20 protein-coding genes are annotated in these 22,517 nt (G+C 69.4%); 3 read left to right on the top strand and 17 right to left on the bottom strand.

Features of this window, described 5'->3' with window-relative positions; all coding sequences use genetic code 11:
* Nucleotides 1-5 precede the first annotated feature (5 nt).
* The 15 genes from asnB to DIE02_RS31745 form a co-directional block, all read right to left on the bottom strand.
* Nucleotides 6-1,973, bottom strand: coding sequence for an asparagine synthase (glutamine-hydrolyzing) (asnB, locus tag DIE02_RS31815; protein ID WP_124485376.1), 1,968 nt, complete (start codon nt 1,971-1,973; stop codon nt 6-8).
* A gap of 255 nt (nt 1,974-2,228) precedes the next feature.
* Complete coding sequence (locus DIE02_RS31810) at nt 2,229-3,260, bottom strand: EscU/YscU/HrcU family type III secretion system export apparatus switch protein (RefSeq protein ID WP_124485375.1); 1,032 nt, start codon at nt 3,258-3,260, stop codon at nt 2,229-2,231.
* 24 nt (nt 3,261-3,284) lie between these two features.
* The gene (gene sctT, locus DIE02_RS31805) at nt 3,285-4,094 is read right to left on the bottom strand and encodes a type III secretion system export apparatus subunit SctT (protein WP_124485374.1); all 810 of its coding nucleotides are present in this window, start codon (nt 4,092-4,094) and stop codon (nt 3,285-3,287) included.
* Nucleotides 4,088-4,801 carry a hypothetical protein gene (locus DIE02_RS31800; RefSeq protein ID WP_124485373.1) on the bottom strand — a complete coding sequence of 238 codons (714 nt, stop codon included), beginning with the start codon at nt 4,799-4,801 and terminating at the stop codon, nt 4,088-4,090. Before DIE02_RS31800 ends, sctT begins: the two co-directional genes overlap by 7 nt.
* Nucleotides 4,794-6,179, bottom strand: coding sequence for a type III secretion system ATPase SctN (sctN, locus tag DIE02_RS31795; protein ID WP_124485372.1), 1,386 nt, complete (start codon nt 6,177-6,179; stop codon nt 4,794-4,796). Before sctN ends, DIE02_RS31800 begins: the two co-directional genes overlap by 8 nt.
* Complete coding sequence (gene sctL / locus DIE02_RS31790; RefSeq protein WP_124485371.1) at nt 6,176-6,805, bottom strand: type III secretion system stator protein SctL; 630 nt, start codon at nt 6,803-6,805, stop codon at nt 6,176-6,178. The genes sctN and sctL overlap by 4 nt, the downstream gene beginning before the upstream one ends.
* Nucleotides 6,787-7,527 carry a SctK family type III secretion system sorting platform protein gene (locus DIE02_RS31785; protein ID WP_124485370.1) on the bottom strand — a complete coding sequence of 247 codons (741 nt, stop codon included), beginning with the start codon at nt 7,525-7,527 and terminating at the stop codon, nt 6,787-6,789. Before DIE02_RS31785 ends, sctL begins: the two co-directional genes overlap by 19 nt.
* Complete coding sequence (gene sctJ / locus DIE02_RS31780; RefSeq protein WP_044847610.1) at nt 7,524-8,411, bottom strand: type III secretion system inner membrane ring lipoprotein SctJ; 888 nt, start codon at nt 8,409-8,411, stop codon at nt 7,524-7,526. The genes DIE02_RS31785 and sctJ overlap by 4 nt, the downstream gene beginning before the upstream one ends.
* Nucleotides 8,412-8,464: 53 nt before the next feature.
* Nucleotides 8,465-8,953, bottom strand: a complete 489-nt coding sequence (locus tag DIE02_RS31775; RefSeq protein WP_124485407.1) for a hypothetical protein — start codon at nt 8,951-8,953, stop codon at nt 8,465-8,467.
* A 124-nt stretch (nt 8,954-9,077) separates the two neighbouring features.
* On the bottom strand, nt 9,078-9,287 hold the full coding sequence (locus DIE02_RS31770; RefSeq protein WP_044847609.1) for a hypothetical protein: 210 nt from the start codon (nt 9,285-9,287) through the stop codon (nt 9,078-9,080).
* A gap of 151 nt (nt 9,288-9,438) precedes the next feature.
* Nucleotides 9,439-10,794 (bottom strand): type III secretion system inner membrane ring subunit SctD, encoded by a 1,356-nt coding sequence (sctD, locus tag DIE02_RS31765; RefSeq protein ID WP_124485369.1) that lies wholly within the window; start codon nt 10,792-10,794, stop codon nt 9,439-9,441.
* Nucleotides 10,775-12,814, bottom strand: coding sequence for a type III secretion system outer membrane ring subunit SctC (gene sctC, locus DIE02_RS31760; RefSeq protein WP_124485368.1), 2,040 nt, complete (start codon nt 12,812-12,814; stop codon nt 10,775-10,777). The genes sctD and sctC overlap by 20 nt, the downstream gene beginning before the upstream one ends.
* Entirely contained in the window at nt 12,814-13,092 is a 279-nt protein-coding gene (gene sctS / locus DIE02_RS31755) for a type III secretion system export apparatus subunit SctS (RefSeq protein ID WP_124485367.1), read from the bottom strand. Before sctS ends, sctC begins: the two co-directional genes overlap by 1 nt.
* A complete protein-coding gene (gene sctV, locus DIE02_RS31750; RefSeq protein WP_124485366.1) occupies nt 13,089-15,302 on the bottom strand; it encodes a type III secretion system export apparatus subunit SctV in 2,214 nt (737 codons plus the stop codon). Before sctV ends, sctS begins: the two co-directional genes overlap by 4 nt.
* Before the next feature lie 238 nt (nt 15,303-15,540).
* Nucleotides 15,541-16,374 carry an autoinducer binding domain-containing protein gene (locus tag DIE02_RS31745; protein WP_044847604.1) on the bottom strand — a complete coding sequence of 278 codons (834 nt, stop codon included), beginning with the start codon at nt 16,372-16,374 and terminating at the stop codon, nt 15,541-15,543.
* A 279-nt stretch (nt 16,375-16,653) separates the two neighbouring features.
* On the opposite strand from DIE02_RS31745, the gene DIE02_RS31740 reads away from it, so the two are divergent.
* Complete coding sequence (locus DIE02_RS31740) at nt 16,654-17,559, top strand: LuxR family transcriptional regulator (protein ID WP_124485365.1); 906 nt, start codon at nt 16,654-16,656, stop codon at nt 17,557-17,559.
* 83 nt (nt 17,560-17,642) lie between these two features.
* On the opposite strand, the gene DIE02_RS31735 is transcribed toward DIE02_RS31740, so the two are convergent.
* Both DIE02_RS31735 and DIE02_RS35715 read right to left on the bottom strand, forming a co-directional pair.
* Nucleotides 17,643-19,289, bottom strand: a complete 1,647-nt coding sequence (locus DIE02_RS31735; protein WP_124485364.1) for an Nramp family divalent metal transporter — start codon at nt 19,287-19,289, stop codon at nt 17,643-17,645.
* Nucleotides 19,290-19,401: 112 nt separating this feature from the next.
* A complete protein-coding gene (locus DIE02_RS35715) occupies nt 19,402-19,539 on the bottom strand; it encodes a hypothetical protein (protein ID WP_185500299.1) in 138 nt (45 codons plus the stop codon).
* 1,069 nt (nt 19,540-20,608) lie between these two features.
* On the opposite strand from DIE02_RS35715, the gene DIE02_RS31730 reads away from it, so the two are divergent.
* Nucleotides 20,609-20,878 (top strand): hypothetical protein, encoded by a 270-nt coding sequence (locus DIE02_RS31730; protein ID WP_124485363.1) that lies wholly within the window; start codon nt 20,609-20,611, stop codon nt 20,876-20,878.
* Between the two features lie 112 nt (nt 20,879-20,990).
* Nucleotides 20,991-22,481 carry a carbohydrate porin gene (locus tag DIE02_RS31725; RefSeq protein ID WP_124485362.1) on the top strand — a complete coding sequence of 497 codons (1,491 nt, stop codon included), beginning with the start codon at nt 20,991-20,993 and terminating at the stop codon, nt 22,479-22,481.
* The last annotated feature ends 36 nt before the right edge of the window (nt 22,482-22,517 follow it).

The raw sequence follows: 22,517 nt of genomic DNA, 5'->3' as shown, positions 1-22,517 counted from the left end.
CCGCTTCACGCAGCGCGCTGCGCCTCCAGCCACGCCTGGAACATCAGCACCGTCCACAGCTGATGCTGCCAGTTCATCCGGCCCGACTGGTGCTGGCGCCACAGCCGGTCGACCGCCGCCGCGTCGAAGAAGCCCTCGTCACGCAGCCGCGACGGCTGCAGCAACGCGTCGGCCCAGTCGCGCAGCGCGCCGCGCAGCCAGTGATCGACGGGCGCGCAGAAGCCCTGCTTCGGCCGGTCGATCAGCGCCGACGGCACGTACCGGTCCAGCAGCCGGCGCAGCAGCGCCTTCGACTGCCCTTCCGGCAAACGCACCGACGCGGGCACGCGCCATGCGAATTCGACGACGTGATGATCGAGGAACGGCATGCGCGTCTCGAGGCTCACCGCCATCGCCGCGCGGTCGACCTTCGCGAGGATGTCGGTCGGCAGGTACGTGAGCGTGTCGATCGCCATCGCCTGCTCGGCGAAGCTCAGGTTCGCGGGCCATGCGGACACCGTATCGAGCGGGGTCGGCGGTTCCTTTCCGGCCAGCGCGATGCGCTCCGGATGATGCACCGACGACATCAGCAGCCGGTACAGCGCGATGCGGCTCTCGGCCGTCATCACGTGGCCGAGCTTGTGCAGCCGGTCGCCGATGCGGGTCGCCGAGTCGCGTGCTTCCACGCCGCTCCATGCGCCCTGCGCGACCGCCGCGAGCTGGTCCGCATGATCGGGACGCAGCGCATGCAGCGCGGCGGCGATCCGCGCGCGCACCGCCGCCGGCACGCGATGCAGCTTGCGCCACAGGCGCGGCGTCAGGAAGTAGCGCGTATAGCCGCCGAACAGCTCGTCGCCGCCATCGCCGGACAGGCTCACCTTCACGTGCCGGCGCGTCAGCTCCGACACGAGGAAGGTCGGAATCTGCGACGCATCGGAGAACGGCTCGTCATAGATCGTCGGCAGTTTCGGCACGACGCCGAGCGCATGGTCGGCCGTCACGTAGAGCTCGGTATGCCGCGTGCCGAGGTGGCGCGCGACCGCCTTCGCATAGCCGGCCTCGTCGTAGCCGGCCTCGTGAAAGCCGATCGTGAACGTGTCGACCGGCTTCGCCGACTGCGCCTGCATCAGCGCGACGATCGCCGACGAATCGATGCCGCCCGACAGGAACGCGCCGAGCGGCACGTCGGCTTCCATCTGCCGCGCGACGGCCTGGCGCAGGATCGTGTCGAGCTGATCGACGGCCTCGTCGGCGCTGCCCTCGAACGGCTGCTCGCGGCCGGCTTCGATCGCCTGCTCGAGCGTCCAGTACGCGCGCAGGCGCGGCGTGTCGCGCGCATGCTCGAACTGGATGAAGGTGCCCGGCGGCAGCTTGCTGATGCCGCGATAGATCGTATGCGGCGCGGGCACGCTCGACTGGCGCAGGTACAGGCACAGCGCGTCGCGATCGATCGTGCCGTCGAAGCCCGGGTAGCCGCGCAGCGCCTTCAGCTCCGACGCGAACACCAGTGCGTCGCCGATCCGGCCGTAGTAGAGCGGCTTCTCGCCGATCCGGTCGCGCGCGAGCGTCAGCACCCGCGACGCACGATTCCACAGCGCGAACGCGAACATGCCGGTCGCGCGCCGCAGCGCCGCCTCGACGCCCCACGCGGCGATCGCCGCGATCAGCACCTCGCTGTCGGAGTGGCCGCGCCACGCCGGTGCGCTACCCGCGCGCCCGAGCTCCGCGCGCAAGTCGCGATGGTTATAGATTTCGCCGTTGAAGACCATGACGTAGCGGCCGCACGCGGATGCCATCGGCTGCCGGCCGTGGACCGACAGATCGACGATCGCAAGCCGCCGGTGGCCGAGCGCGATACCGGCTTCCGGGTCGACCCAGAGGCCCTGCCCGTCGGGGCCGCGATGCGCGAGGCTCGCCGTCATTCGCGCGAGCGTGCCGCGCGCTGTCTCCTCATCGAAGGCGACGCTATTCAGAAAGCCGTCGATTCCGCACATTGATTTGTCTGCCTCTGTTGACCTGTTCCGTCAGCGGCGGCGCAACCTCGCAGCCCGCCGTCCGGCTGACGGTCGAGCCATATTACGAAGAAATAAATCAGCAATAATTCATGGGTGAATCTCGGACGACCCCGGAAAAAAACCGGCGTCAAGCACTGCGTGCGACCGGCCCGGTGAAGCGGAAACGGGGCCGCATCGCGACGCATCGGTGAACCGCGCGCCTTTCGATGTTCCGGCACCGACAGTTCGAGCACGTCAGGCCGCGCCGGTCGCCCACTTCAGCAACTGCGCGACTTCGCGGAAATGCCGTTGCTGGATCGTGCCCTTTTCTGGCGTGCTCTCGTACAGCGCCTGCGCGAGGCCGGCGTTCGCAAGCGTCGGACGCAGCGCGTCGCGCGCGAGCCGTACGATCCGTTCGGCCGCCTCGCCCTCGCCGCGCGCGAGCACCCATGGCAGCGTGCCGACGCCGCCGTAATAGAGCGCGACCGCGACGCTCGACGAATAGACGACCACCGACGCGAAGCCGATCCGGTCGGGCAGCGACGAGAACTGCGCTTCGCGCGCGAGCTGCCGGCGCTTCGCCTCGATGTGCGGGTCGCCTTCGTCTTCCTTGTGCTCGCGCCGCACTTCCTCGATCGACATCTTCATCTTCTGATTGAACTCGCGCCGCTGGTGCACGATGTCGATCAGCGCCATCACGATATAGATCAGCGCGGCCCAGCCGAACAGCAGCATCAGCAGCTTCACGAGCAGCGCGAGAATCGACATCGGCCGCGTGAAGCCGGACTGCACCGCCGGGTCGAGCGACTCGACGATCAGCCAGCCAAGCGTCGCGACCAGCAGCACGGTCTTCAGCAGCATCTTCGCGAGGTTCACGAGGTTGCGCATCGACACCATGTTCTTCAGCCCCTCGGCGGGATTGAGCCGCGACAGCTGCGGCACGAGCCGGCTCCACGCCATCACGCCGCCCACCTGCACGAAGCCCGCGAGCAAGCCGGCCAGCAGCCCGGCCGCGACGATCTGCGCGGACAGCAGCGCCCAGTCGCGCGCGGCGCCGTCGATCAGCACCGCGAGCCGCGCGGAAGGATCGCTGGCGCCCGCCGCATCGAACACGAGCCGGAACAGCGCCTGCAGCCGCGCGAACAACGTGCCGAGCCCGACCGCGAGCGCGACGCACACGCCGACGAAGAACGCGGACGAGATCGTCTCCGCGCTCTTCGGCACATCGCCTTTCTGGCGCGCCTCGCGCAGGCGCTTCGCGGTCGGCTGCTGGTTCTTTTCGGCCATCGTCGCTCCGGTCCGGCGGGGCCGTCACGCGCCGCCGTGCGCGGCGAACAGCGCGCGCAGCAGCGCCATCAGCCCGCTGTCGGGGCTCAGCAGCGCGCGCAGCGACGCGTATACCACCGGCAGGAACAGCACCATCATCAGCACCGCGAGCGCGCTCTTCAGCGGCTGCGCGAACACGAAGACGTTCAGCTGCGGCACCGCGCGCCCGACGAGGCCGATGCCGAGCTCGACCAGCACCAGCACGATGATCACCGGCGCGGCGAGCTTCACCATCCATTCGAAGATCGTGTCGGTCTGCCGCACGACGAAGGTCTGCAGCATCGACGAGAAATCGGGGCCGAGCGAGCCGATCGGCCACCACGCGTACGACTGCGCGAACAGTTGCACGAGCACCTGCAGCCCGCCCGCGGTGACGAACAGCGCGATCGCGACGAAATTCAGGAACCCTGACGTCGGGCCGCCCTCGTGCCCACCCATCGGATCGAAGAACGCGGCGCTGCCGCTGCCGGTCAGGAAATCGATCAGGTAGCCGACGCCCTGGATCGCGAACAGCACCGCGCTGAACGCGCCCGCGAGCAGCATGCCGATCACCGCCTCCTTCGCGACGAGCAGGCACCACATCAGGAACGGCAGCGCGGCGACCTGTGCCGGGTCGATCACCGGCGCGACGAACGCGGCGATCACGACCGCGATGCCGTTGCGCACGAGGCCCGTGACGATCTGCTCGTTGAACACCGGCACGACGAACATGATCGGCAGCAGGCGCGGCATCACGTAGAGCAGCGGACGCAGCGTGCCGGCGATGTCGTTGAAGTTCGTGGCGTGGTCTAGCATCGGCGCTCCGCGGCGGCAGGCGGCGCCGGATCGGCGATGGTGGCGGCCGGGACAGTTGCGCCGCCCGGCGCGGCGTTGCCGGCCGCCGCGCGCGTGTTTGCCGTGTTTGCCGCGTCCATCGCGTCTACCCCCGCCGGTCGCGACACCATTTCCGCATCGAACGCGGCGGCCATGTCACGCTGCCCCGATGCATGCCCCTGCGCGTCGCCCGCCCACACGCCGGCCGTCGCGAAGCGCCGCACCGCATGCGCATCCGCGACTTCGTCGGCATCACGCTCGACCCGCGCGGCGCGCGCCTGCAGGGCCTTCTCGCCGGCCTTGTCGAGCTTGTCCTCGGCGGCCTTCGCCTTGCGCGCGGCGCGCTGCAGGTCGGCGAGCGTGGCCTCGTGACCGCGGTGCAGGTGCGCGGCCTCGCTGACCGACGCGTGCGCGACACCGATATGGCGGTCGAACGTGCGCGTATCGGCCGCCGCGTTCTGCAACGCGCGCGCCTCGCGCACGTCATCGGCGAGGCGCGTCTGGATCGCGGCCTTCGCCGCGACCTGCTGCGCAAGCTGCGCGTGCGCGGCGTCGAGCGCGCGCCGGCTCTGCGCAGCGATGCCCTGCTGGCGCGCGGCCGCCACGCGCGCGATCTGGCTGCGCATCTCGCGCACGCGCTTCAGGCGGGCGAGCGTCGCGAGCACGAGACGGTCGTCGGCTTCAGACATGGTCGTTCGCGAGTTTCGTCAGCTTCGCGAGCAGCGCGTCGAAACGCACGTCCTCGTGCGACGCCTGCGCGCAGAACGCACCGATCGCATCGCGCGCACGCAGCGCGAGATCGCCGAGCCGGTCGCTGCCTTCGCGGTACTCGCCGATCTGCACGAGCAGCTCGATTTCCTGGTACTTCGCGACCAGCTCGCGCACGCGCGCGGCCGCTTGCTGATGCGTGCGGCTCGCGACGAGCGGCATCACGCGCGACAGGCTCGCGAGCACGTCGATCGCCGGATAGCGGTTCGCGAGCGCGATCTTGCGCGACAGCACGATGTGACCGTCGAGGATCGAGCGCACTTCCTCGGCGATCGGATCGGATTCCTCATCGCCTTCGACGAGCACCGTATACAGCGCGGTGATCGAGCCGGTCGCGCCCTGCCCCGCGCGTTCGAGCAGGCGCGGCAGCACCGCGAACGTCGACGGCGGGAAGCTGCGCCGCGTCGGCGGCTCGCCGCTCGCGAGGCCGACCTCGCGCTGCGCGCGCGCGAAACGCGTCAGCGAATCGACCAGCAGCAGCACGCGCTTGCCCGCATCGCGGAAGTGCTCGGCGATCGCGGTCGCGACCAGCGCGGATTTCACGCGCTCCATCGCGGGACGATCGGACGTCGACACGACGACGATCGAGCGCGCGCGCACCTCGGGCGACAGGCTGTGCTCGATGAACTCGCGCACTTCGCGGCCGCGCTCGCCGACCAGCGCGATCACGTTCACGTCGGCCTGCGCGCCGCGCGCGATCATCCCGAGCAGCGTGCTCTTGCCGACGCCGGACGGCGCGAAGATGCCGACGCGCTGGCCGATGCCGAGCGTCATCAGGCCGTCGATCACGCGCACGCCGGTCGGAAACGGCGTGTCGATCAGCTTGCGCGCGAGCGGGTTCGGCGGGTCCTGCTGCGTCGACACCCACGCGGCGCCCGTCACCGGCCCGCGATCGTCGAGCGGCCGGCCGAGCCCGTCGAGCACGCGGCCGAACAGCGCTTCGCCGACCGGAAACACATGCTCGCGCCCGGACGGCACGACGCTCGTCTCCGGCGACAGCCCGGCCACGTCGCCGAGCGGCGTAAGCAGCGTGGTCTGCCGCGAGAAGCCGACCACTTCGGCGAGCAGCGTCGGCTGGTTCGGCGTGCGCAGCTCGCAGATCTCGCCGAGCCGCGCGCGAATGCCCGTCGCATTGAGGATCTGCCCGACCGCGTGATTGACGCGGCCCTGCACCGACACCGGCGAGAAGAACGCGAGCCCCGCGTCGAGATCGCCGACGAGGCGGCCGCGATCGAACGGCGCGGCATCGTCGTCGCTCTCGCGGCCGTTCGGTTGCGGATCGTCGAGCGGCGCGTTCATCGCGGCGAGCCCTTCAGCGCGTCGCGGCGGATCGCCTGGCGCAGCGCGTCGATCTGCAGGTCGAGGCTCGCATCGATGCGCCCGGACGGCGTCTCGACCGTGCATGCGTGGCGTTCGAGCTGCGCATCCTCGACGATGCGGATCCGTTGCCGGTTCGACTGGCCGGCGAACGCGCGCTCGAGCGCGTCGCGCATCTCGTCCTCGCGGCCCGGCGCGACCCGCACGATCAGGAACGCCTCGTCGCGCACGAGCGGCGCGATCCGCGCGAGCGCGGCCTCGTACAGCTTCTGCGTGGGCATCTCGCCGACGATCGCGCGCACGGCCTTCACGACGATGTCGGCCATCGAATCCTTCATCGACTCCATCGTGCGCGCGGCGGCCAACGCCTGCGTATAAGCCTGCGCCGCATGCTCGCGCTGCGCGCGGCGCATCCCTTCGTCGTAGCCGGCCGCCTGGCGCCGGTCGAATTCGCGCTGCGCATCGGCGACGATGCGCGCGGCCTCGTCGCGCGCGGTCGCGATCACCGCGGACGCGTCGAGCAGCGCCGCGTATTCGCGCTCCTTGAGCACCTTGCGCTCCGACAGCAGCTGCAGGTTGTCGCTCGTGATCAGAAAAGCCAGTCCCATGACGCAAGCCTCTCGGGAATCAGAAACAGGAACAGCAATTCGCCGAACTGGTCGCGCTGCGCGCGGTTCAGCCAGTACGGCGCTTCGTCGTCGATCGCGCGGTTGAATTTCAGGCGCGCGCGCCGCGCGACCGCATCGCCCGCCACGCCGATGAAATCCGCGAGCAGCCGCCCGCCGCGCGCACGGATCACCACCGGCAGCGCGGCCGGATCGGCGCGCCACGGCTCGAGCGTGTCCGAGAGCGCACCGAATTCCGGCGCGCGCTCGAGCGCGAGCTCCAATGCATCGCCGCCGAGCTTCGCCGCGACTTCCGCGCGAATGCGGCGCACGGCCAGCGCATCGCGCAGCCAGCCGCGATGCAGCAGCAAGCCCGCATACGATGCGAGCTGTTCGAGCGCCGCGCCGGGCAGCAGCGCAAGCCGCGCGCACGGATTCGCGAGGTCGAAGTCGTGATGTTCGGCCACGCCGTTCGCATCGAGCAGATGGCGCGCAAGCAGCTTGCGACCGGCCGGGCCGAACGCGTCGGGCGAGCGGTAACGCGCGGGCCAGTCGGCCGGCACGCGCGTCACGTGCAGATAACGGTCGGGCCGCAGGTTGAATTCGCAGACGAGCGCATGAAACGCCGCGCGCCGCGCAGCGGGCGGCGCCGCGAGAGATTGCAGCCACGGCAGCGACACCGCGTCGGGTGCAACGCCCGGCGGCAGCACATGCGGCTCGTTCATGCGCCGTCGCGCGCGCCGTCCGGCGTGCGCAGGCTGCCGCCCGACTGCGCGGACGCGCCGCCTGCACCGTTGCCGCCGCGCGGTGCGCCGCCGACCAGCCCGGCCAGCCGCGCGCCGAACATCCCGCGCCGCGCGGCCGACAGCGCGATCACCGCGCAGGTCAGCAGGATCAGCGCGAACACCAGCCAGCCGAGCGGCGAGCGCAGCCGCAGGATGTCCGACACCGCGCTGCCGATCCCGTCGACGCGCGCCGTGCGCGCGGCGGCCGGCTGCAGGAACAGCGACACGTTGTCGTACTGCAGCCCTTCGATGCTGTGCGCGACGAGATCCTTCACCATCGGCGCCATCGCGCGCAGGTCCACGCCGGGCCGGTAGCGGATGTACACGGCCGCCGACGACGGCTTGATCTTGTCCGCAAGCGGATCGTTCTCCGGAATCACGACCTGCACGCGCGCGACTACCACGCCCTCGATGTCCTGCAGCGTGCGCGACAGGTCCTGCGACACGCCATACAGGTAGCGCACGCGCTCCTCGGCCGGCGTCGACACGAGCCCCTGCTTCTGGAACAGCTCGCCGAGGCTCGCGTAGCTCGGCTTCGGCAGCCCGTTCGCCTGCAGCACGGTGAGCGCCGACTGCATGTCGCCGTCCGCGACGCTCACCTGCCATGCGTTGCGATCCGACGTGTCGCGCGCGTCGTTGTCCTTCGCCGCGCTGATCCCTGCGTCGCCGAGCACGGCAACCATCTGGTTCGCATCGCGCTCCGACAGGCCGGAGTAAAGCTCCTTCTGGCAGCCCGCCAGCAGCGCGAGCAGTCCCGCGAGCAGCGCACGCGCCGCCCGGCTGCGCCACGCATGCAGGCGCGGCGTCGAATCGATCGTCGTCATCGTTTGTCCGCTTCAGGGCGCGCGGCCGGTTCAGGCGCACGCACCGGCTTTCGCTACTCCTGGGTCTTCAGCACCGTGTGCGTGAAGCCGTTCGCCGCCTGCGCGACCGACAGGCTCAACTGGTATTCCGAAATCGTGGTGGTCGCCGTCCACTGGAAATCCATCGCCTTCACCATCGTCATCAGCGGATCGCTGCGGTTGTCCGCCATCGACGTCAGCATTTCGGTGCGATGCTTGTCGATGTTCGCGTACCGCGTGTCGAGATCGTTGCCGTAGGTGCGCAACCGCTCGACGAGCGAAGAATGGTTCGCCTGCGCGGGTGTCGCGGGCGTCATCTGCACGGCCGGCGCCGCATCGGCCGGCGCGCGCGACATCGCGACGCCCGACGCCGACGGCGACGCCGCGGCCGGCGCGGCACCCGGCTGCATCAACGCATCGAACTGGCGCACCTGCGCCGGATCGGACGCCGTGCCCGCCTGCTGCACGGCACCCGCGAGCGCGGCCGCGCCCGGGGGTGCCGCGCCTACGCCTGTTACCGACATGATCGTGTCCTCCTTGACCGGCAGCGCCGGGAACGGGCCGGCCGCCACGCGCATACGCCCCGCCGGGCGCCCGTCACGGGCGGCCCCGGCATCCGGCGTCGCGCGGCACGGCCGGCGACCGGCGTCATGCGCGGCCGGCGGAACTCAGGTGTTGCGCAACCTGGGCGTTCGCCGTCCCTTCCTGCGCGGTCACTGCGTTGCTGGTTTCGAACGTCGCGGTCGACTGCTGGACCTGGAAGTTGATCTTCGTCAGTTCGAGCTGCGTCTTGGTCAGGTCGTCCGCCTGCTGCTGGACCTGTTGCGTGTTGTTGGCACCAGTCGGGGGGGTACTCATGTTTCGCTCCTTTGCATGTACGTCATTGAACTGCTTCCCTGTTCCGGCGGCGGCCCCATGCCCCACCGGCGACGTGACGCGCCGCATGCGCGCGGCGTGTCGCGTAATGCGCGCACCGCGCGACGCGCGATGCGCAAGTCCTGTCGCGGCGCTAGTGCGCCGCCTTCGATGCGCCGGCCGCGGCAACCGCCGGTACCGCCGGCGCATCCGGCAACAACGCCGGTCCGGGCACCGGCTGTGCGACGCCGGCCGCCGCGCCGCTCGCGAGCGGCGGCACGGGCGGCGCCGATGCCCGCTCGGGCGCGCTCGCGGACGGACCGCCGAGCGGCATCGTGATGCGCTGGCCATTGCGTTCGAACACCACTTCGTCGGGGCCGATCGACACCACGGTCGGCCCTTCCTTCAGCCGCGCGCCTTCGAAATAGCGGCTGCCGTCGGCCGTCTCGATGTAGCGCTGGTCGCCGTCGCCCGCGAACACCGTCGTGATCTCCGGAATCCCCGCGACGCCGCCGAGTGTCGTCGCGGTGCGCGGCGCGGCCGCATCGGCGTCGCGCACGTGGTCGACCACCTCGAGCGCCGGACGCGCGTCCTTCATGTAGTTGCGGATACGCGGCTCGATCTGCGCGCGCTCGGCCGCCCCCGTCAATTCGATCCGGCCGCGGCCGAGATAGGTGACCGTCAGCGCCGTGTCGCTGAAATACGTCTGCGCGGTCGCGACGAGATCGCTTACCACGTAGAGGTTGCCGAGCGCCGCGTTGTCGACGCCCGCGACGATCTGCGCGACGCGTTCCCGCGCGGCCGGATCGCTCACGTAACCCGACACGATCACGCCGTCGTCGCGCGGCGCGACGGCGAGCTCCGGATACGCGTGCAGCAGCTGCTGCAGCCGGTGCGTGCGCGCGAGCACCGACTCGTGCTGCCACGGCAGGCGCCCCGACCATGCGACGAAGCCGTAACCGAGCGCGCCGAGCAGCACGCCGATCCACAGCGCGACGACCGCGATCACGAGCCGCCGGCTGCCGAGACGGCGCAGCCCCCCGGTGAGCCAGCCGAGCCACGCGGCCTCGCGCGCGGCGTCCGGCGCGTCGGCCTCGTCGGGCACCGCGACGCTCGCCTGCGCATGACGCGCGATGCCGAGCTTGATCGAGCCGACCGTCACGACATCCTGCGGCGTCATCGAGCGGCGGCCCGCGCCGAGCGGCGCGTCGTTGAACAGCACCGGCGCGCCGCCGTCGCCGCCGTGGTTCTGCACCGTCACCGCGAGCGCGCCGACCTGCAGGCATACCTGTTTCGCGCCGATCTCGCGATCGGGCAGGATCACTTCGCAGTCGGCCGCGGTGCCGACCCAGTTCGCGCCGCGCGCGAGCGACATCGTGCGGCCGTACATCGGCCCGCTGAGGAAGCACAGGTTCCACGGCGACGCGAGCGCGGGCGCCCCGGCCGCGGCGCCCGCCGTGCCGCCGGACAATGCGCCGTCGCCGTGCGGGTCAATGATGGTCGTCGACATGGGTGGACGCTCCTGCGGTCGTCGCCACCGGCTGCGCCGCCGAATCCTTCGGCGGCGGCAGCGCGGGCGGGCCGAACTTGGTGCCGGGCAGCGGCGCGGGCGTGAGCGGCACCGCGATGTCGTTGTCCGGCGGGCGATACATCGACGTGCCGTTCAAACCGGCCGGCCCGTCCGCGCCCGGGTTCACCGGCGAGCCGTCCGGCGCGTACATCGACGCGGTCGTCACCACGCGCGGCGTCAGCAGGTAGAACCGCTCCATGTGGTTGCCCGACTTGTCGGTGTACTTGAACAGGTTGCCGATCAGCGGGATGTCCGACAGCCACGGCACGCCGCTCTTGTTCAGCCGCACCTCGTCGTCGTTGAAGCCCGCGATCAGGAGGCTCTTGCCTTCGTCGATCATCGTCTTGGTGACGATGTTGCGCTGCTGGATCACCGGCACGTTCGACACGGCCTGGCCCGGCACGATGTTGCCGTCCTGGATGTCGATCGACATCATCACGCTCTGCGGGTTGCCGGACACGGCGGCCGCGTTGCGGATCGCCTCGTCGACGATCATCGGCGTGACCTTGATGCTGGTGCCGGTCGTCACGCTGTACAGCGACGAATCCTGGTAGCCCTGCACCTGCACGTAGAACTGCGTGAGGTTCTCGAGAATGGCCTCGGTGTTGTCGAGCGCGAGCACCTTCGGCTTCGAGCGCAGCTGCGCCTGCCCCTTCTGCGCGAGCGCGTTCACGCGCGTGAGCAGGTAGTTGCGCAGCGAGCCGCCGATCGACGCGGTCAGCGCGATGCCGGTCGGCATGAAGGTGCCGGTCTGCCCCGTCTCCGACGCGCCGACGCCGAACGTCAGCGGCGGATTGCCGGCGCCGTTGTACTGCGTGTTGCCGTTCAGCGGATTCGCGCCGTTGCCGATCTGCACGTCGCCGTGCGTCGTGTGCAGGCGCCAGTCGATCCCGAGACTGTCGAGCGAATCCTCGTTGATGTCGATGATCGTCACGTTGATCTCGACGATGCGCGGCCGCTCGTCGAGCTGGTTGATCAGCGCCTGGTAGCGGTACATGTTCTCCGGCAGGTCGCGCACGATCACCGCGTTGATCGCCGGATCGGCGACGATCTGCGGCAGCGTGTCGCCACCGCCGCCGTTCGAGAACGGCGAGACACCGCCGGCAGCGCTGTCGGCACCGCCATAGCCGCCCTGGCGCGGGCCGCCGGCAATGTCCGGGAAGTCGAGCCGCGGCACCGCGATCGTCAGCCCCGAGCCGAGCTTCACCTGGCGCGCGGCCTGCCCGAGCGGCGTGCTCGACGGCAGTTCGCTCGTGCCGCCGCCCTTGCCGAACAGCCGGCGCAGGATCGTCGCGACGCCCGGCACCGTCACTTCCTTGCCCGAGCGGTTGATCGTGAAGTCGGACGCCCAGCCGTACCGGAGCCGGAACGCGCGGATGTCCGCATGCGCGCCGTTCGCCGACGGATCGCCGACCGAGCCGACCGCCTGCCGCACGAGCTCCACGTAACGACGCGGGCCGGCCACGTACACGCTGTTCGCGCGATCGTTGATCACGAGCGTGTAGCGCTTGTCGGGAATCTGCATCGCCTGCAGCGCGCGGCCGATCTCGCCGGCCGCGTTCGGCGGGATCGGGATCATCTGCGTCTGCGACTGGTCGGCCGGGTCGACGTACAGGAACGAGCCGTCGTAGTACCACGTGAGCCCGTAGGTCGAGCAGATCGTGTCGAGCGTCTGCTGCGGCGTGCCCGAGAAGCGGCCGCTGATCACGCCGTCGACCTTCGGGTCGACCACGGCCGTCACGCCCTGCGACGATGCGAGCTCGCGAATGAAGTCGCCGATCTTCTTGCCATTCGCGACGATCGTAAACGGCTTGTTGCGCCAGCGCAGGTCCGCCGCGCGCGCCGGCTGCGCGACCGTCACGCACAGCGACGCGGCGAGCAGCGCGGTCGCGCACATGGCGAGCGCGGCCCGTTGCAGGCGGCGCGGTTGAAACCGGATCGGGGCGACGCGTCGACGCATCAAAACACTCCTGTGGAAGAAACGAACATGCGTTCCAGCGCCTGCTGCGCGAAGCGCAGCACCTCGCTGCCGAGCCAGCCCGACAGCAGCACGAGCGCGACCATCACGGCGATCAGCCGCACCGCGATGCCGAGGTTGGCGTCCTGCACCTGCGTGACGGCCTGCAGGATCGCGACGACGAGGCCGGTGACGGTGGCGATCAGCACGATCGGCAGCGACAGCAGCAGCACCAGCATCAGCGCCTGCCGGGTCAGGTCGAGGATCGTCGAGCTCGTCATTGCACGACTCCCGGCGCACGCACGCCGGCGCCCGCGCCGAGCGTGCCGTCGTCGGGCGGGTTCTTCACCCAGCCGACCGTATGCAGCTGCACGTCCTCCTCGACCTCCTGGTACGACAGCACCGCGAGTTCGGGCAGCACCGGCTGCAAAATCGTCTTCACGTAGCGGCGCGCGCCGAGCGCGACCATCACCGCGAGCCGCGCGGCGCCCGGCGGGTTGCCGTGACCGCCTGCGCCTGCCGGCTGCGCCGCCGTCGCGGCCTGCACGATCGCGCGCACCTGTTCGCCGATGTCCTGCTTGATCGCGCTCGACAGCGCGAGGAAATTGCCCTGCTTCGTGCGCATCACCGCGTTCTCGATCCGCTCCTGCAGGTTCTGCTCGAACAGCACGACGCGCAGCTGCCGCGTCGCGCCCGCATGGCGATCGGTGATCATCCGGCGCAGGTCGACGCGCACCAGCTCGACCAGCGCGATCACGTCGTCCGGCTCGTTCGGCGCCCATGTGATCAGGCTTTCGAAAATCACGCGCAGGTTGCGGATCGGCACCTGCTCGGCCAGCAGCCGGCGCAGCACCTCGGTCACGCGCTGCAGCGGCACGAGCCGCGTCAGTTCGCCGACGAGTTCCGGATGCTCGCGGCGCACCAGGTGCACGAGCGCCTGCGTTTCCTGGATGCCGAGCAGCTCGTCCGCATGCTGGCGCACGATCTGCTCGACGTGCGCGGCGAGCGCGCCTTCGCTCGTCAGCCACTTGCCGTCCGGCGCCGCGCCGTCGGGCTTGATCCACAGCGCGGTCGCGAACGGGCCGAAGGCCTCGGCCGGCTGGCGCTCCGCGCGCTCCGGCAGCGGCGCGACGCCGTCCCACAGCAGCCAGCCCGGCTTCAGCGCGCCCTGCGCGGCGAGCACGTCCTGCAGATAGATCCGGTACGTGCCGGGCGCCGCCCCTTCGTCGTCGTTCAGCGTGATGCGTGGAAACACCGTGCCGATGTCCGCGTCGACGCGCGCCTTCGCGCTCGACAGCGCGGTCTGCAGCTGCGCGAGGTTCAGCGTCGTGCGCAGGTCATCCGACAGCGACACCGCGATCAGCGACGTGACGCCTGCCGCATGCGACACCTTCGCGGGCTGGCCGTCGTCGGTCGCGCCGATGCGACCCGCGATGTGAATCAGGTTGAAGCTCGGCGCGGTCGTCTTGCGCTTGAGCTGCGTGAAGGCGAACGCGCCGAGGCCGAGCGCGATCAGCGCGAACGACCATTTCGGAAAACCGGGCACGACGAGGAACCCGGCCAGCACCAGCGCCGCGATCAGCAGCGCGCGCGGATGCGCGCCGAGCTGCTCGCCCAGCTGTTCGCCGAGCTGGCGCTGCCGCGTGTCGCGCGTCGCGACGCGCGTCGTCACGATGCCCGCCGCGATCGACACCAGCAGCGACGGGATCTGCGACGCCATCCCGTCGCCGACCGTCAGGATCGCGTAGCGCTGCAGCGCCTCGCCGATATCCATCCCGTGCATCAGCGTGCCGACCGCGATGCCCGCGACGATGTTGATGAACGCGATCACGAGGCCCGCGATCGCATCGCCCTTCACGAACTTCATCGCGCCGTCCATCGCGCCGTGCATCTGCGATTCCTGTTCGAGCTTCTCGCGGCGCTCGCGCGCTTCGTCGGCGCTGATGATGCCCGCGCGCAGGTCCGCGTCGATGCTCATCTGCTTGCCCGGCATCGCGTCGAGCGAGAAGCGCGCGCCGACTTCGGCGACCCGCTCCGAACCCTTCGCGATCACGATGAACTGCACGACGGCGATCACCAGGAACACCACGCCGCCCACCACGACGTTGTTGCCGACCACGAGCCGGCCGAACGCGTCGATCACGTGGCCCGCGTTCGCGTGCAGCAGGATCAGCTTGCACGACGCGATGTTCAGCGCGAGCCGGAACAGCGTGGTGAACAGCAGCAGCGCGGGAAACGACGAGAAGCTGACCGCCGACGGCACGTAGGTCGACACCGTCAGCAGCACGACGCTCGCGGCGAGGTTCAGCGAGATCATCCCGTCGAGCGCGGCTTGCGGCAGCGGCAGGATGAACAGCGCGACCACCGACACGATGAACGCGGCGAGAAACAGGTCGGCGCGCGGCGATGCCCCGAGACGTCGCCCGGACACGCTGCGGCCGGCGGAAAAGATCCGCTGCCAGTCGCGAGGGAGCGCCTTCGGTTCTGCCATCGTGCCGTCGTCCTGTCGTTGTCGCCGGCGGGCGCGGGCCGTCATGCCCCGCGTAGCGCGGACCGTTGAATGGGACGAGTGTAGCGACGCGCAACCGCGTAAAAAGGGAGGCGCCTCGTAGCGTCGCAGCCGTTTTCCGGTGACGATCGGATCGGACTACGAAACCCGGCGGCGCCTGCGCGCGCGCATCGCCGGAACCGCTTCCATCGCGCGGCTGGCGCCGCGCGGGGAGACAGGGTCAGGACTCCAGACGGCGCGCGGCGAGATACGCGAGCTGCGCGCGGTTCTGCACGTTGAAGAGTTTTTCGAGCGAGCGGATATGGTGACCGACCTTGTGCAGCGACGTGCGCAGCGCGCTCGCGATCTCCTGGTCGGACAGCCCGTGCACGAGCCGGTCGAGCACCTGCTGCTGCTCGTCGCCGAGCGCGAAGCCGCGCATGCGCGCGATGCGCGCCTCGAGAAACGGCAGCGCGACGCGATGCACGGCAAGGCTCACCGACAGCGCGCCGCCGATCACGCGATCGTCGATCCATTCGGTGCCGTGGGCTTCCGACGTCACGTTCACGGCAACGCGCAGGTCGAGCCGCGGCGCCGACAGGCTGAAGATCACGCCGCTGTTCATTGCATGCGCGCGCAGATGGCCGGCCAGCGCGAGCACCTTGCGGTCGCCGCTGCCCTGCGCGGCCGACTCGATCTCGTCGAGCCGCCACGCGACCGGGAAGCCGCTGCTGCGCACCTGCGCGAAACGCGGGTCGCTCTCGTAGAGCATGCCCTCGATATACGGCTGCATGAACGTCGCGGGCGCGAGGTCGCGCAGCAGATGCGCGCACAGGATGCGCCGCCCGATCATCTCGTAGGCGCCGTAGCCGAGCGTGCTGAAACCGATTTGCCGCAATCGCGCATGGCATTGGGAGAAATCGACGGAAGCGAGGTCGGATTTACCGGGCGCGATTTGAATTCCGGTAAAAACGTCGCGCTCGATTGCATGAATTTCTTTCGAATAAGCGGCAGCGGCCGCGATATCGGCTTGCGAGAACCACTCGACGCGTGGCGCGTCGTCAGCATATGTCATGAGGAGCCCACCCTTTCCCAATATGTGAACCTGCCCCGTCACGATTTGGTCTTTTCTTTATGATTTTCTGGTCGACTCTATACCGGTGCGAATATGAACCTTTCGCCCGAATTAGTATTACGGCATATTACGGCAGACAGGCATTTTTGTACAATGCCCCCGCGTTTCGTCTAGATGACGATCGGCGCATATCATAAAGATGCTCGATCGCATCGTCGCGGGCACCGTGCACGACACGGCTGCCGCTGCGCGATGCGCGTCGATTCCGAGGGATGGCTCATGTCCGATATTGCATTGCAAGAAGAAGCGGTCGCCCCAACCTTGCCCCGTCCGCCGCGGCGGACGGTCGCCTGCACCGACGCGTCGAGAGCGCGCCCGGTGCAGGTCGTCTGGTGCGACGACGTCAAGCGCGACGACATCGCGCAGCCGCACGCGCCGAAGCTCGGCGTCGCCGATACGCTCGCGCACGCGCAGAGCACCGCCGAACGCAACCGGATCGTCACCAGCCTGCTGCACCTGACGGGCTTCTCGACGTTCGCGTATTTCGCGCTCGAATTCTCGCGGGAGCGTGTCGAGAGTCTCTACCTGCACGAGGCGTTCACGCCGCCCACCTATCGCGGCGACTACGTCCGGCACAACCATCACGACATCGATCCGCGCACGCTCGACGCGCGCGTGTGCAACATGCCGATCGTGTGGGACCTGCAGCAGCTGCGCCGCGAACACCGCGCGCGCGACGGCGGCCCGTGCGTGAGCCCGGCCGCGCTCGACGGTTTCCTGCAGACGATGCAGGACGACGGCATGTGCAGCGGCATCATGTATTCGATGGCCGTGCCCGGCACGCGGCTGCACGCATTCATGAGCTTCACCGCGCCGCGCCGCACGCGCGAATGGATCACGCCGGCGACGATCGAGCAGGCGCTGTCGATCGGGCTGTCGGTGCACAAGTTCGCGTCGCCGCAACTGATCGCGACGTCGCGCGAACGCGCCGTGAACGGGCTCACGCCGTTCGAGCAGGAACTGCTGCTGGGCATCGCGGAAGGCGCGTCGGACAAGGAGATCGGCCGGCGCCTCGACACCAGCGCGCACAATGTCGACTATCACCTGCGCAAGCTGCGCAAGCGCTTCGGCGTCGCGAACCGGATCCAGCTCACGTACCTGACGTCGAAGCTCGAGCTGATCTGACGCGCGCGCTTTGCCCGCGTAAACGCACATGCCGGCCTCGCGGGCCGGCATGTGCGCACACCAGGAGATGACGCCGAACGGCGTTACTTCAGCAGCGTCATCTGCACGACCTTGACGATCACGAGACCGACCGCGATCACCAGATAGCCGCGCAGCACGGCCATCCAGACGCGCGTCGCGACCGTCATGTTCTGCGGTTCGAGCGTGTCGAGCGGGGGCATGCGCCAGGTGGCGCGCAGCGCGCGATCGATGCCCGGCTCGACGACGCGCTTGTTGCGGCGGATCAGCACCGTCGCGAGATAGCCGGTGATCGCGAGCACGGTGCCGCCGACCAGCACGTCGATGATCGCTTCGCCGCTGATGTCCGGATACATCACCGACGCGGTCAGGATGATCGACAGCAGCACGAGCACCCAGATCACCGCGCCCGTGAAGATGTTGAGCTTCGTCGAGTTGACCCACGGGCCGAGCACCTGGCGATCGTTGCACAGCACGAGCAGGAACACCGTCGCGCTCGGCAGCAGCACGCCCGCGAGCGTCTGCACCGCTTCGGTCAGCAGGCCGAGCGGGCTGCCCGGGATCAGCACGAGCGCGGCAGCGGCCGCGACGATCCCGAAGTAGACGAGATAGAAGCCCTTCGCGTCGGACACGCCGCGATGCAGCGAATGACGGATCTTGAACACGTCGCCGATCGCGTACGCGGTCGACAGCGACACCGCCGCCGCGCCGATGATGCACGCGTCGAGCAGCGCGACCGCGAACAGCGTCGCGCTGGTGCGGCCCGCATACTTCTCGAGGCCGGCGATGATGCCGCCCGCGTCGCTGAAGTTGCCCGCTTCCGGATGGCCGCCGAACAGCGCCGCGCTGAAGCCGATCATCGCGACCGCGCCGATCAGCACGAACGCGATGCCGATCCACAGATCGACCTTCTCGTACTTCATGAAGCGCGGCGTGATGCGCTTGTCGATCACGTAGCTCTGCTGGAAGAACAGCTGCCACGGCGCGACCGTCGTGCCGACGATGCCGATCACGAGCAGCATCACGTCGGACAGCTTCGCGTGCGCGGGCCAGTTCGGCACGAAGAAGTCGCGCGACATCTGCGCCACCGGCGGGTGGATCGACACGAGCACCGGCACGAGCAGCAGGCTCAGCACGCACAGCACGATCGCGAACCGCTCGAAGCGCCTGAAGTCGCCGGTACTCACGGCCGCCATCGTCAGCGCGGCCGCCACGCACACGCCCGCGATCTTCGGGAGCCCGAAGAAAGCCAGCACGAACGTGATGCCGATGAACTCGGTGACGATCGTCAGCGCATTGAGCAGGAACAGGTCGATCACGCTGAACGCGCCCCAGAACTTGCCGAAGCGCTCGAAGATCAGGCGCGCATGGCCGACGCCCGTGACCGCGCCGAGGCGCAGCACCATTTCCTGGTTCACGTACAGCACCGGCACGAGCAGCAGCAGCGTCCACAGCAGCGTCGTCCCGTAGTTCTGGCCGGCCTGCGTATAGGTGCCGAAGGCGCCCGCGTCGTTGTCGCCGACCATCACGATGAGGCCGGGCCCGATGATCGCGAGCAGCGTGCGCAGGCGCGCCCACCACGTGCCGCGCGCGGCGGTGTCGTGATGCGCGATGGTGCCGAGCGCGCCGCGGATGTCGCCCAGGTGGGCTTCGTCGAGCACGGCACTGCGTTCGACGGCGATCGGTGGAGAGACGTTGGATGGCGTGGACATGATGAATTCCGTACGGCTGGTTTTTTTCGGTCAAGCGTGTGGTCTTGGAATACGCGCGCGTAACAGGCCCGGGGCCCGCGCGCGCATGCCGAGACGCGCTCGGTGTTTCAGTTCAGCGAAGCAGCGATTTCAACCGGTTGAACAACCGGGAAAACACCCGCGGACGGGCGTCGAGCATCGGCATCGCGTCGTAGTGCGGATGCGATCGCGTGACTTGCGGAAGATTCGACAGCAGAAGGCCGAAGTTCATGGTCTGGCTCCTGGCGGCAACGGCATGCATGCCGGCCGCGTGGTGGGTGCGGGGCCAGTCCGGGGCCTGAACGACGTGTCAGGCTAGTCGGCCGGCATGTCCCTGCGACCCGGGTTCAAAAGGGTCTGTTGGTGCAACGGGCATAAGGGACAACTGTCACTGTCGTTCATGGCGGCTCCTGTGCGGTGTTCCGGAGAACACGGTTGGCCGCCGCCCGGCGCGCGGGCCGCCATTCGGGTGCATGCGAAACGCATGCGCGAACGCGGCCGCGCGCCGGGCGGCGGCGAAACCGGATGGCGCGTGCGCAAACGCATCACGCTAACCGGCGCGAATCAGGGTGCACGAGGGGGTTACTGCGAAATACTGCTGCGCGCACCGTTTGCCTGTGGGACAAACGGCGGCTTCGATGAGGCGCGGACGTCGGTCGCTCAGGCGGAAACTTCGTTCGAAGATCGACTACTGCAGGCGTCCAAGGCGGCGGCCCCAAGAGTGAAGATGGCGGATTCTATGGACCGGCCGAAACGGAAGTCAACCCTTTGGAACAGGCTTGACGGAATATTTTTTCGGGTTCATGCGGACTGAAAGATTCGCGCCCCAAATGACGCGCCGCAACCTTTCAGCGCCTCGGCGCGCACGCGCCGCCGATGCGTGCGAGCAACAGTCGCCGCGCGCCGCCGGCGGGCGGTCGCAGCGGGCATCGACCGGCCCGGAGGGGGCGCCGCATGCGGTGCGAAATGCGCAACGTCGCCGCCTTTTTTGCTTGCACCGCAGCAAAACTCGCGACTACAATCCGCCCCAATTCATCAAGGGAGTCCCTTCGTGGACGCATGCTCCAGTTGCAGTTCGATGCCGGTCCAGGCCGGCCAAGCCATCGCGAGATAGCAGCCAGGCGCATGTCTTTCGCCGCTAGCTCGCCATCGTCGGGTTAGCGCGCTTCCTCCCGGGCCGGCATCGCCGAATCGTCCGTGTCGCACGCTCCGTTACGTTCCAACCGCCGAGCGCTGGTCGCGTCATGCACCCGCGCTCGATCACGTCGTCCGGCATGCGCCGGACCGGACGGAGGCACGTCATGTCGTTTCAATCGCTCATGGTCAGACTCAGGCAACTCGCGCGTGTCGTGTCCGACCGCTCGTTCGCTTCGGCCCTTGCACCGCTCGCCCACACGTTCGGCAACTGGCGCGGCAGCGCGCTCGCGCACCTGCCGGCGGCACCGCGCCCGCTCGACTGCGTGCTGGCCGGCGCAATGGCGGCCGCCGTCGCGCTCGTCGCGCTGCTCTGTGCGACCGCATCGCGCCTCGGCTTCACGCACGTATGGCGGATCGGCGGCTGGCTGCCGTAACGGGTCGCGCGCGCAACGCGCAGCATGCCCGCGCGCCGCCGCCCGCACCTGCGCCATCGCTTCACGTTTTCACTGCTTCAGCCAAACCAATCACTCGAATCATGGAGCCCGCATGAAAAATCGCTTCGCATCCGCGGCGCGCACAGCGCGCCTCGACGCGCTCGCCGCGCTGTTGCTGTCGCTCGCGGCCGCGCCTGCGTTCGCGCAATCGTCGTCACCGGCCATCGCGGCCGAACCGGCCGCCGGAGCCAGCGACACTGCCGCCGCCCCCGCACCGGCCGCCGATGCTGCCGCGCCCGCCCCCACCGGTTTCTGGGAACGGTCGAACCTGCTCGGCAACATGGGCGGCCTGCGCGACGTGCTCGGCGATCACGGCGTCACGCTGAACCTGCAGGAAACCAGCGAGTACCTGTACAACGCCGCGGGCGGCACGCAGCGCGGCGGTGCCTACCAGGGCCTCACGCAATTCGGCTTCAACGTCGATACGGAGAAGGCGATCGGCCTGCCGGGCGGCACGTTCAACGTGTCCGGGTTGCAGATCCACGGCACCAACCTCACGCAGCGCTATTTGCAGACGCTGCAGACCGCGACCGGCATCGAGGCGAATTCGACCACGCGGCTGTGGGAGCTCTGGTACCAGCAGGCGTTCCTCGCCGGCAAGGCCGACGTGAAGATCGGCCAGCAAAGCGTCGACCAGGAATTCATGGTCAGCCAATACGCGGCGACGTTCATGAACGCGACGTTCGGCTGGCCCGTGCTGCCGGCGACCGACCTGCCGGCCGGCGGCGCTGCCTATCCGCTGTCGTCGCTCGGCGTGCGGCTGCGCGTGAAGCCGGCCGACGCGTGGACCGCGTTGGTCGGCGTGTTCGACGGCAATCCGGCCGGCCGCAGCGACGGCGACGCGCAGGTGCTGAACGCGCACGGCACCAACTTCAACCTGCGCAGCGGCGCGTTCGTGATCGGCGAACTCCAGTACGCGCTGAACGCGCCGCCCGCCGACCCGAAGGCACCGCAACCGGCCGGCCTGCCCGGCACGTACAAGCTCGGCTTCTGGTATCAGTCGCAGCACGCGAACGATCCGCGCGTCGGCACCGACGGGCTGTCGCTCGCGGATCCGGCCAGCAACGGGATCCCCGCCACGCATCGCGGTAACTACGGTTTCTATGCGGTCGCGGATCAGATGGTATGGCGGCCGTCGGCGGACAGCCCGCGCTCGGTCGGCGTGTTCGCGCGCGTGATGGGTGCGCCGGGCGATCGCAACGTCGTCGATTTCGCGGCGAATGCGGGCGTGACGCTCAAGGCGCCGTTCAAGGGCCGCGACGACGATACGGCCGGCATCGCGGTCGGCTACGCGAAGATCGGCTCGCATGCGCGTGCGCTCGACGGCGACACCGGCAGGTTCACGACGCCCGGCTATCCGGTGCGGCGCGCGGAAACGGTGATCGAGGCGACCTACCAGTACCAGGTCGCGCCGTGGTGGCAGGTACAGGCCGACCTGCAGCACTTCTTCCGGCCGGGCGGCGGCATTCCGGACCCGAACGCGGCCGGCGCGCGCATCGGCGACGAAACGGTGGTCGGCGTGCGCACGACGATCACGTTCTGACATCCGCGCATGCGAAACGGGCCGGACTGCCGCGCG

It is taken from the genome of Burkholderia sp. Bp8991 (assembly GCF_003853795.1).
Lineage (GTDB): Bacteria > Pseudomonadota > Gammaproteobacteria > Burkholderiales > Burkholderiaceae > Burkholderia.
Note: the sequence above shows the minus strand (reverse complement) of the source record. Positions and strands in the feature narration are given on the sequence as shown.

Bases quoted from the DNA above. Each gene is read 5' to 3' on its own strand.
- asnB (WP_124485376.1), bottom strand. From the start codon at position 1,973: ATGTGCGGAATCGACGGCTTTCTGAATAGCGTCGCCTTCGATGAGGAG.
- sctL (WP_124485371.1), bottom strand. From the start codon at position 6,805: ATGGGACTGGCTTTTCTGATCACGAGCGACAACCTGCAGCTGCTGTCG.
- DIE02_RS31770 (WP_044847609.1), bottom strand. From the start codon at position 9,287: ATGAGTACCCCCCCGACTGGTGCCAACAACACGCAACAGGTCCAGCAG.
- DIE02_RS31800 (WP_124485373.1), bottom strand. From the start codon at position 4,801: ATGTCTGAAGCCGACGACCGTCTCGTGCTCGCGACGCTCGCCCGCCTG.
- sctJ (WP_044847610.1), bottom strand. From the start codon at position 8,411: ATGACGACGATCGATTCGACGCCGCGCCTGCATGCGTGGCGCAGCCGG.
- sctV (WP_124485366.1), bottom strand. From the start codon at position 15,302: ATGGCAGAACCGAAGGCGCTCCCTCGCGACTGGCAGCGGATCTTTTCC.
- DIE02_RS31745 (WP_044847604.1), bottom strand. From the start codon at position 16,374: ATGACATATGCTGACGACGCGCCACGCGTCGAGTGGTTCTCGCAAGCC.
- sctS (WP_124485367.1), bottom strand. From the start codon at position 13,092: ATGACGAGCTCGACGATCCTCGACCTGACCCGGCAGGCGCTGATGCTG.
- sctD (WP_124485369.1), bottom strand. From the start codon at position 10,794: ATGTCGACGACCATCATTGACCCGCACGGCGACGGCGCATTGTCCGGC.
- DIE02_RS31730 (WP_124485363.1), top strand. From the start codon at position 20,609: ATGTCGTTTCAATCGCTCATGGTCAGACTCAGGCAACTCGCGCGTGTC.
- DIE02_RS31775 (WP_124485407.1), bottom strand. From the start codon at position 8,953: ATGTCGGTAACAGGCGTAGGCGCGGCACCCCCGGGCGCGGCCGCGCTC.
- DIE02_RS31785 (WP_124485370.1), bottom strand. From the start codon at position 7,527: ATGAACGAGCCGCATGTGCTGCCGCCGGGCGTTGCACCCGACGCGGTG.
- DIE02_RS35715 (WP_185500299.1), bottom strand. From the start codon at position 19,539: ATGAACTTCGGCCTTCTGCTGTCGAATCTTCCGCAAGTCACGCGATCG.
- DIE02_RS31740 (WP_124485365.1), top strand. From the start codon at position 16,654: ATGTCCGATATTGCATTGCAAGAAGAAGCGGTCGCCCCAACCTTGCCC.
- DIE02_RS31810 (WP_124485375.1), bottom strand. From the start codon at position 3,260: ATGGCCGAAAAGAACCAGCAGCCGACCGCGAAGCGCCTGCGCGAGGCG.
- sctT (WP_124485374.1), bottom strand. From the start codon at position 4,094: ATGCTAGACCACGCCACGAACTTCAACGACATCGCCGGCACGCTGCGT.
- sctN (WP_124485372.1), bottom strand. From the start codon at position 6,179: ATGAACGCGCCGCTCGACGATCCGCAACCGAACGGCCGCGAGAGCGAC.
- DIE02_RS31725 (WP_124485362.1), top strand. From the start codon at position 20,991: ATGAAAAATCGCTTCGCATCCGCGGCGCGCACAGCGCGCCTCGACGCG.
- DIE02_RS31735 (WP_124485364.1), bottom strand. From the start codon at position 19,289: ATGTCCACGCCATCCAACGTCTCTCCACCGATCGCCGTCGAACGCAGT.
- sctC (WP_124485368.1), bottom strand. From the start codon at position 12,814: ATGCGTCGACGCGTCGCCCCGATCCGGTTTCAACCGCGCCGCCTGCAA.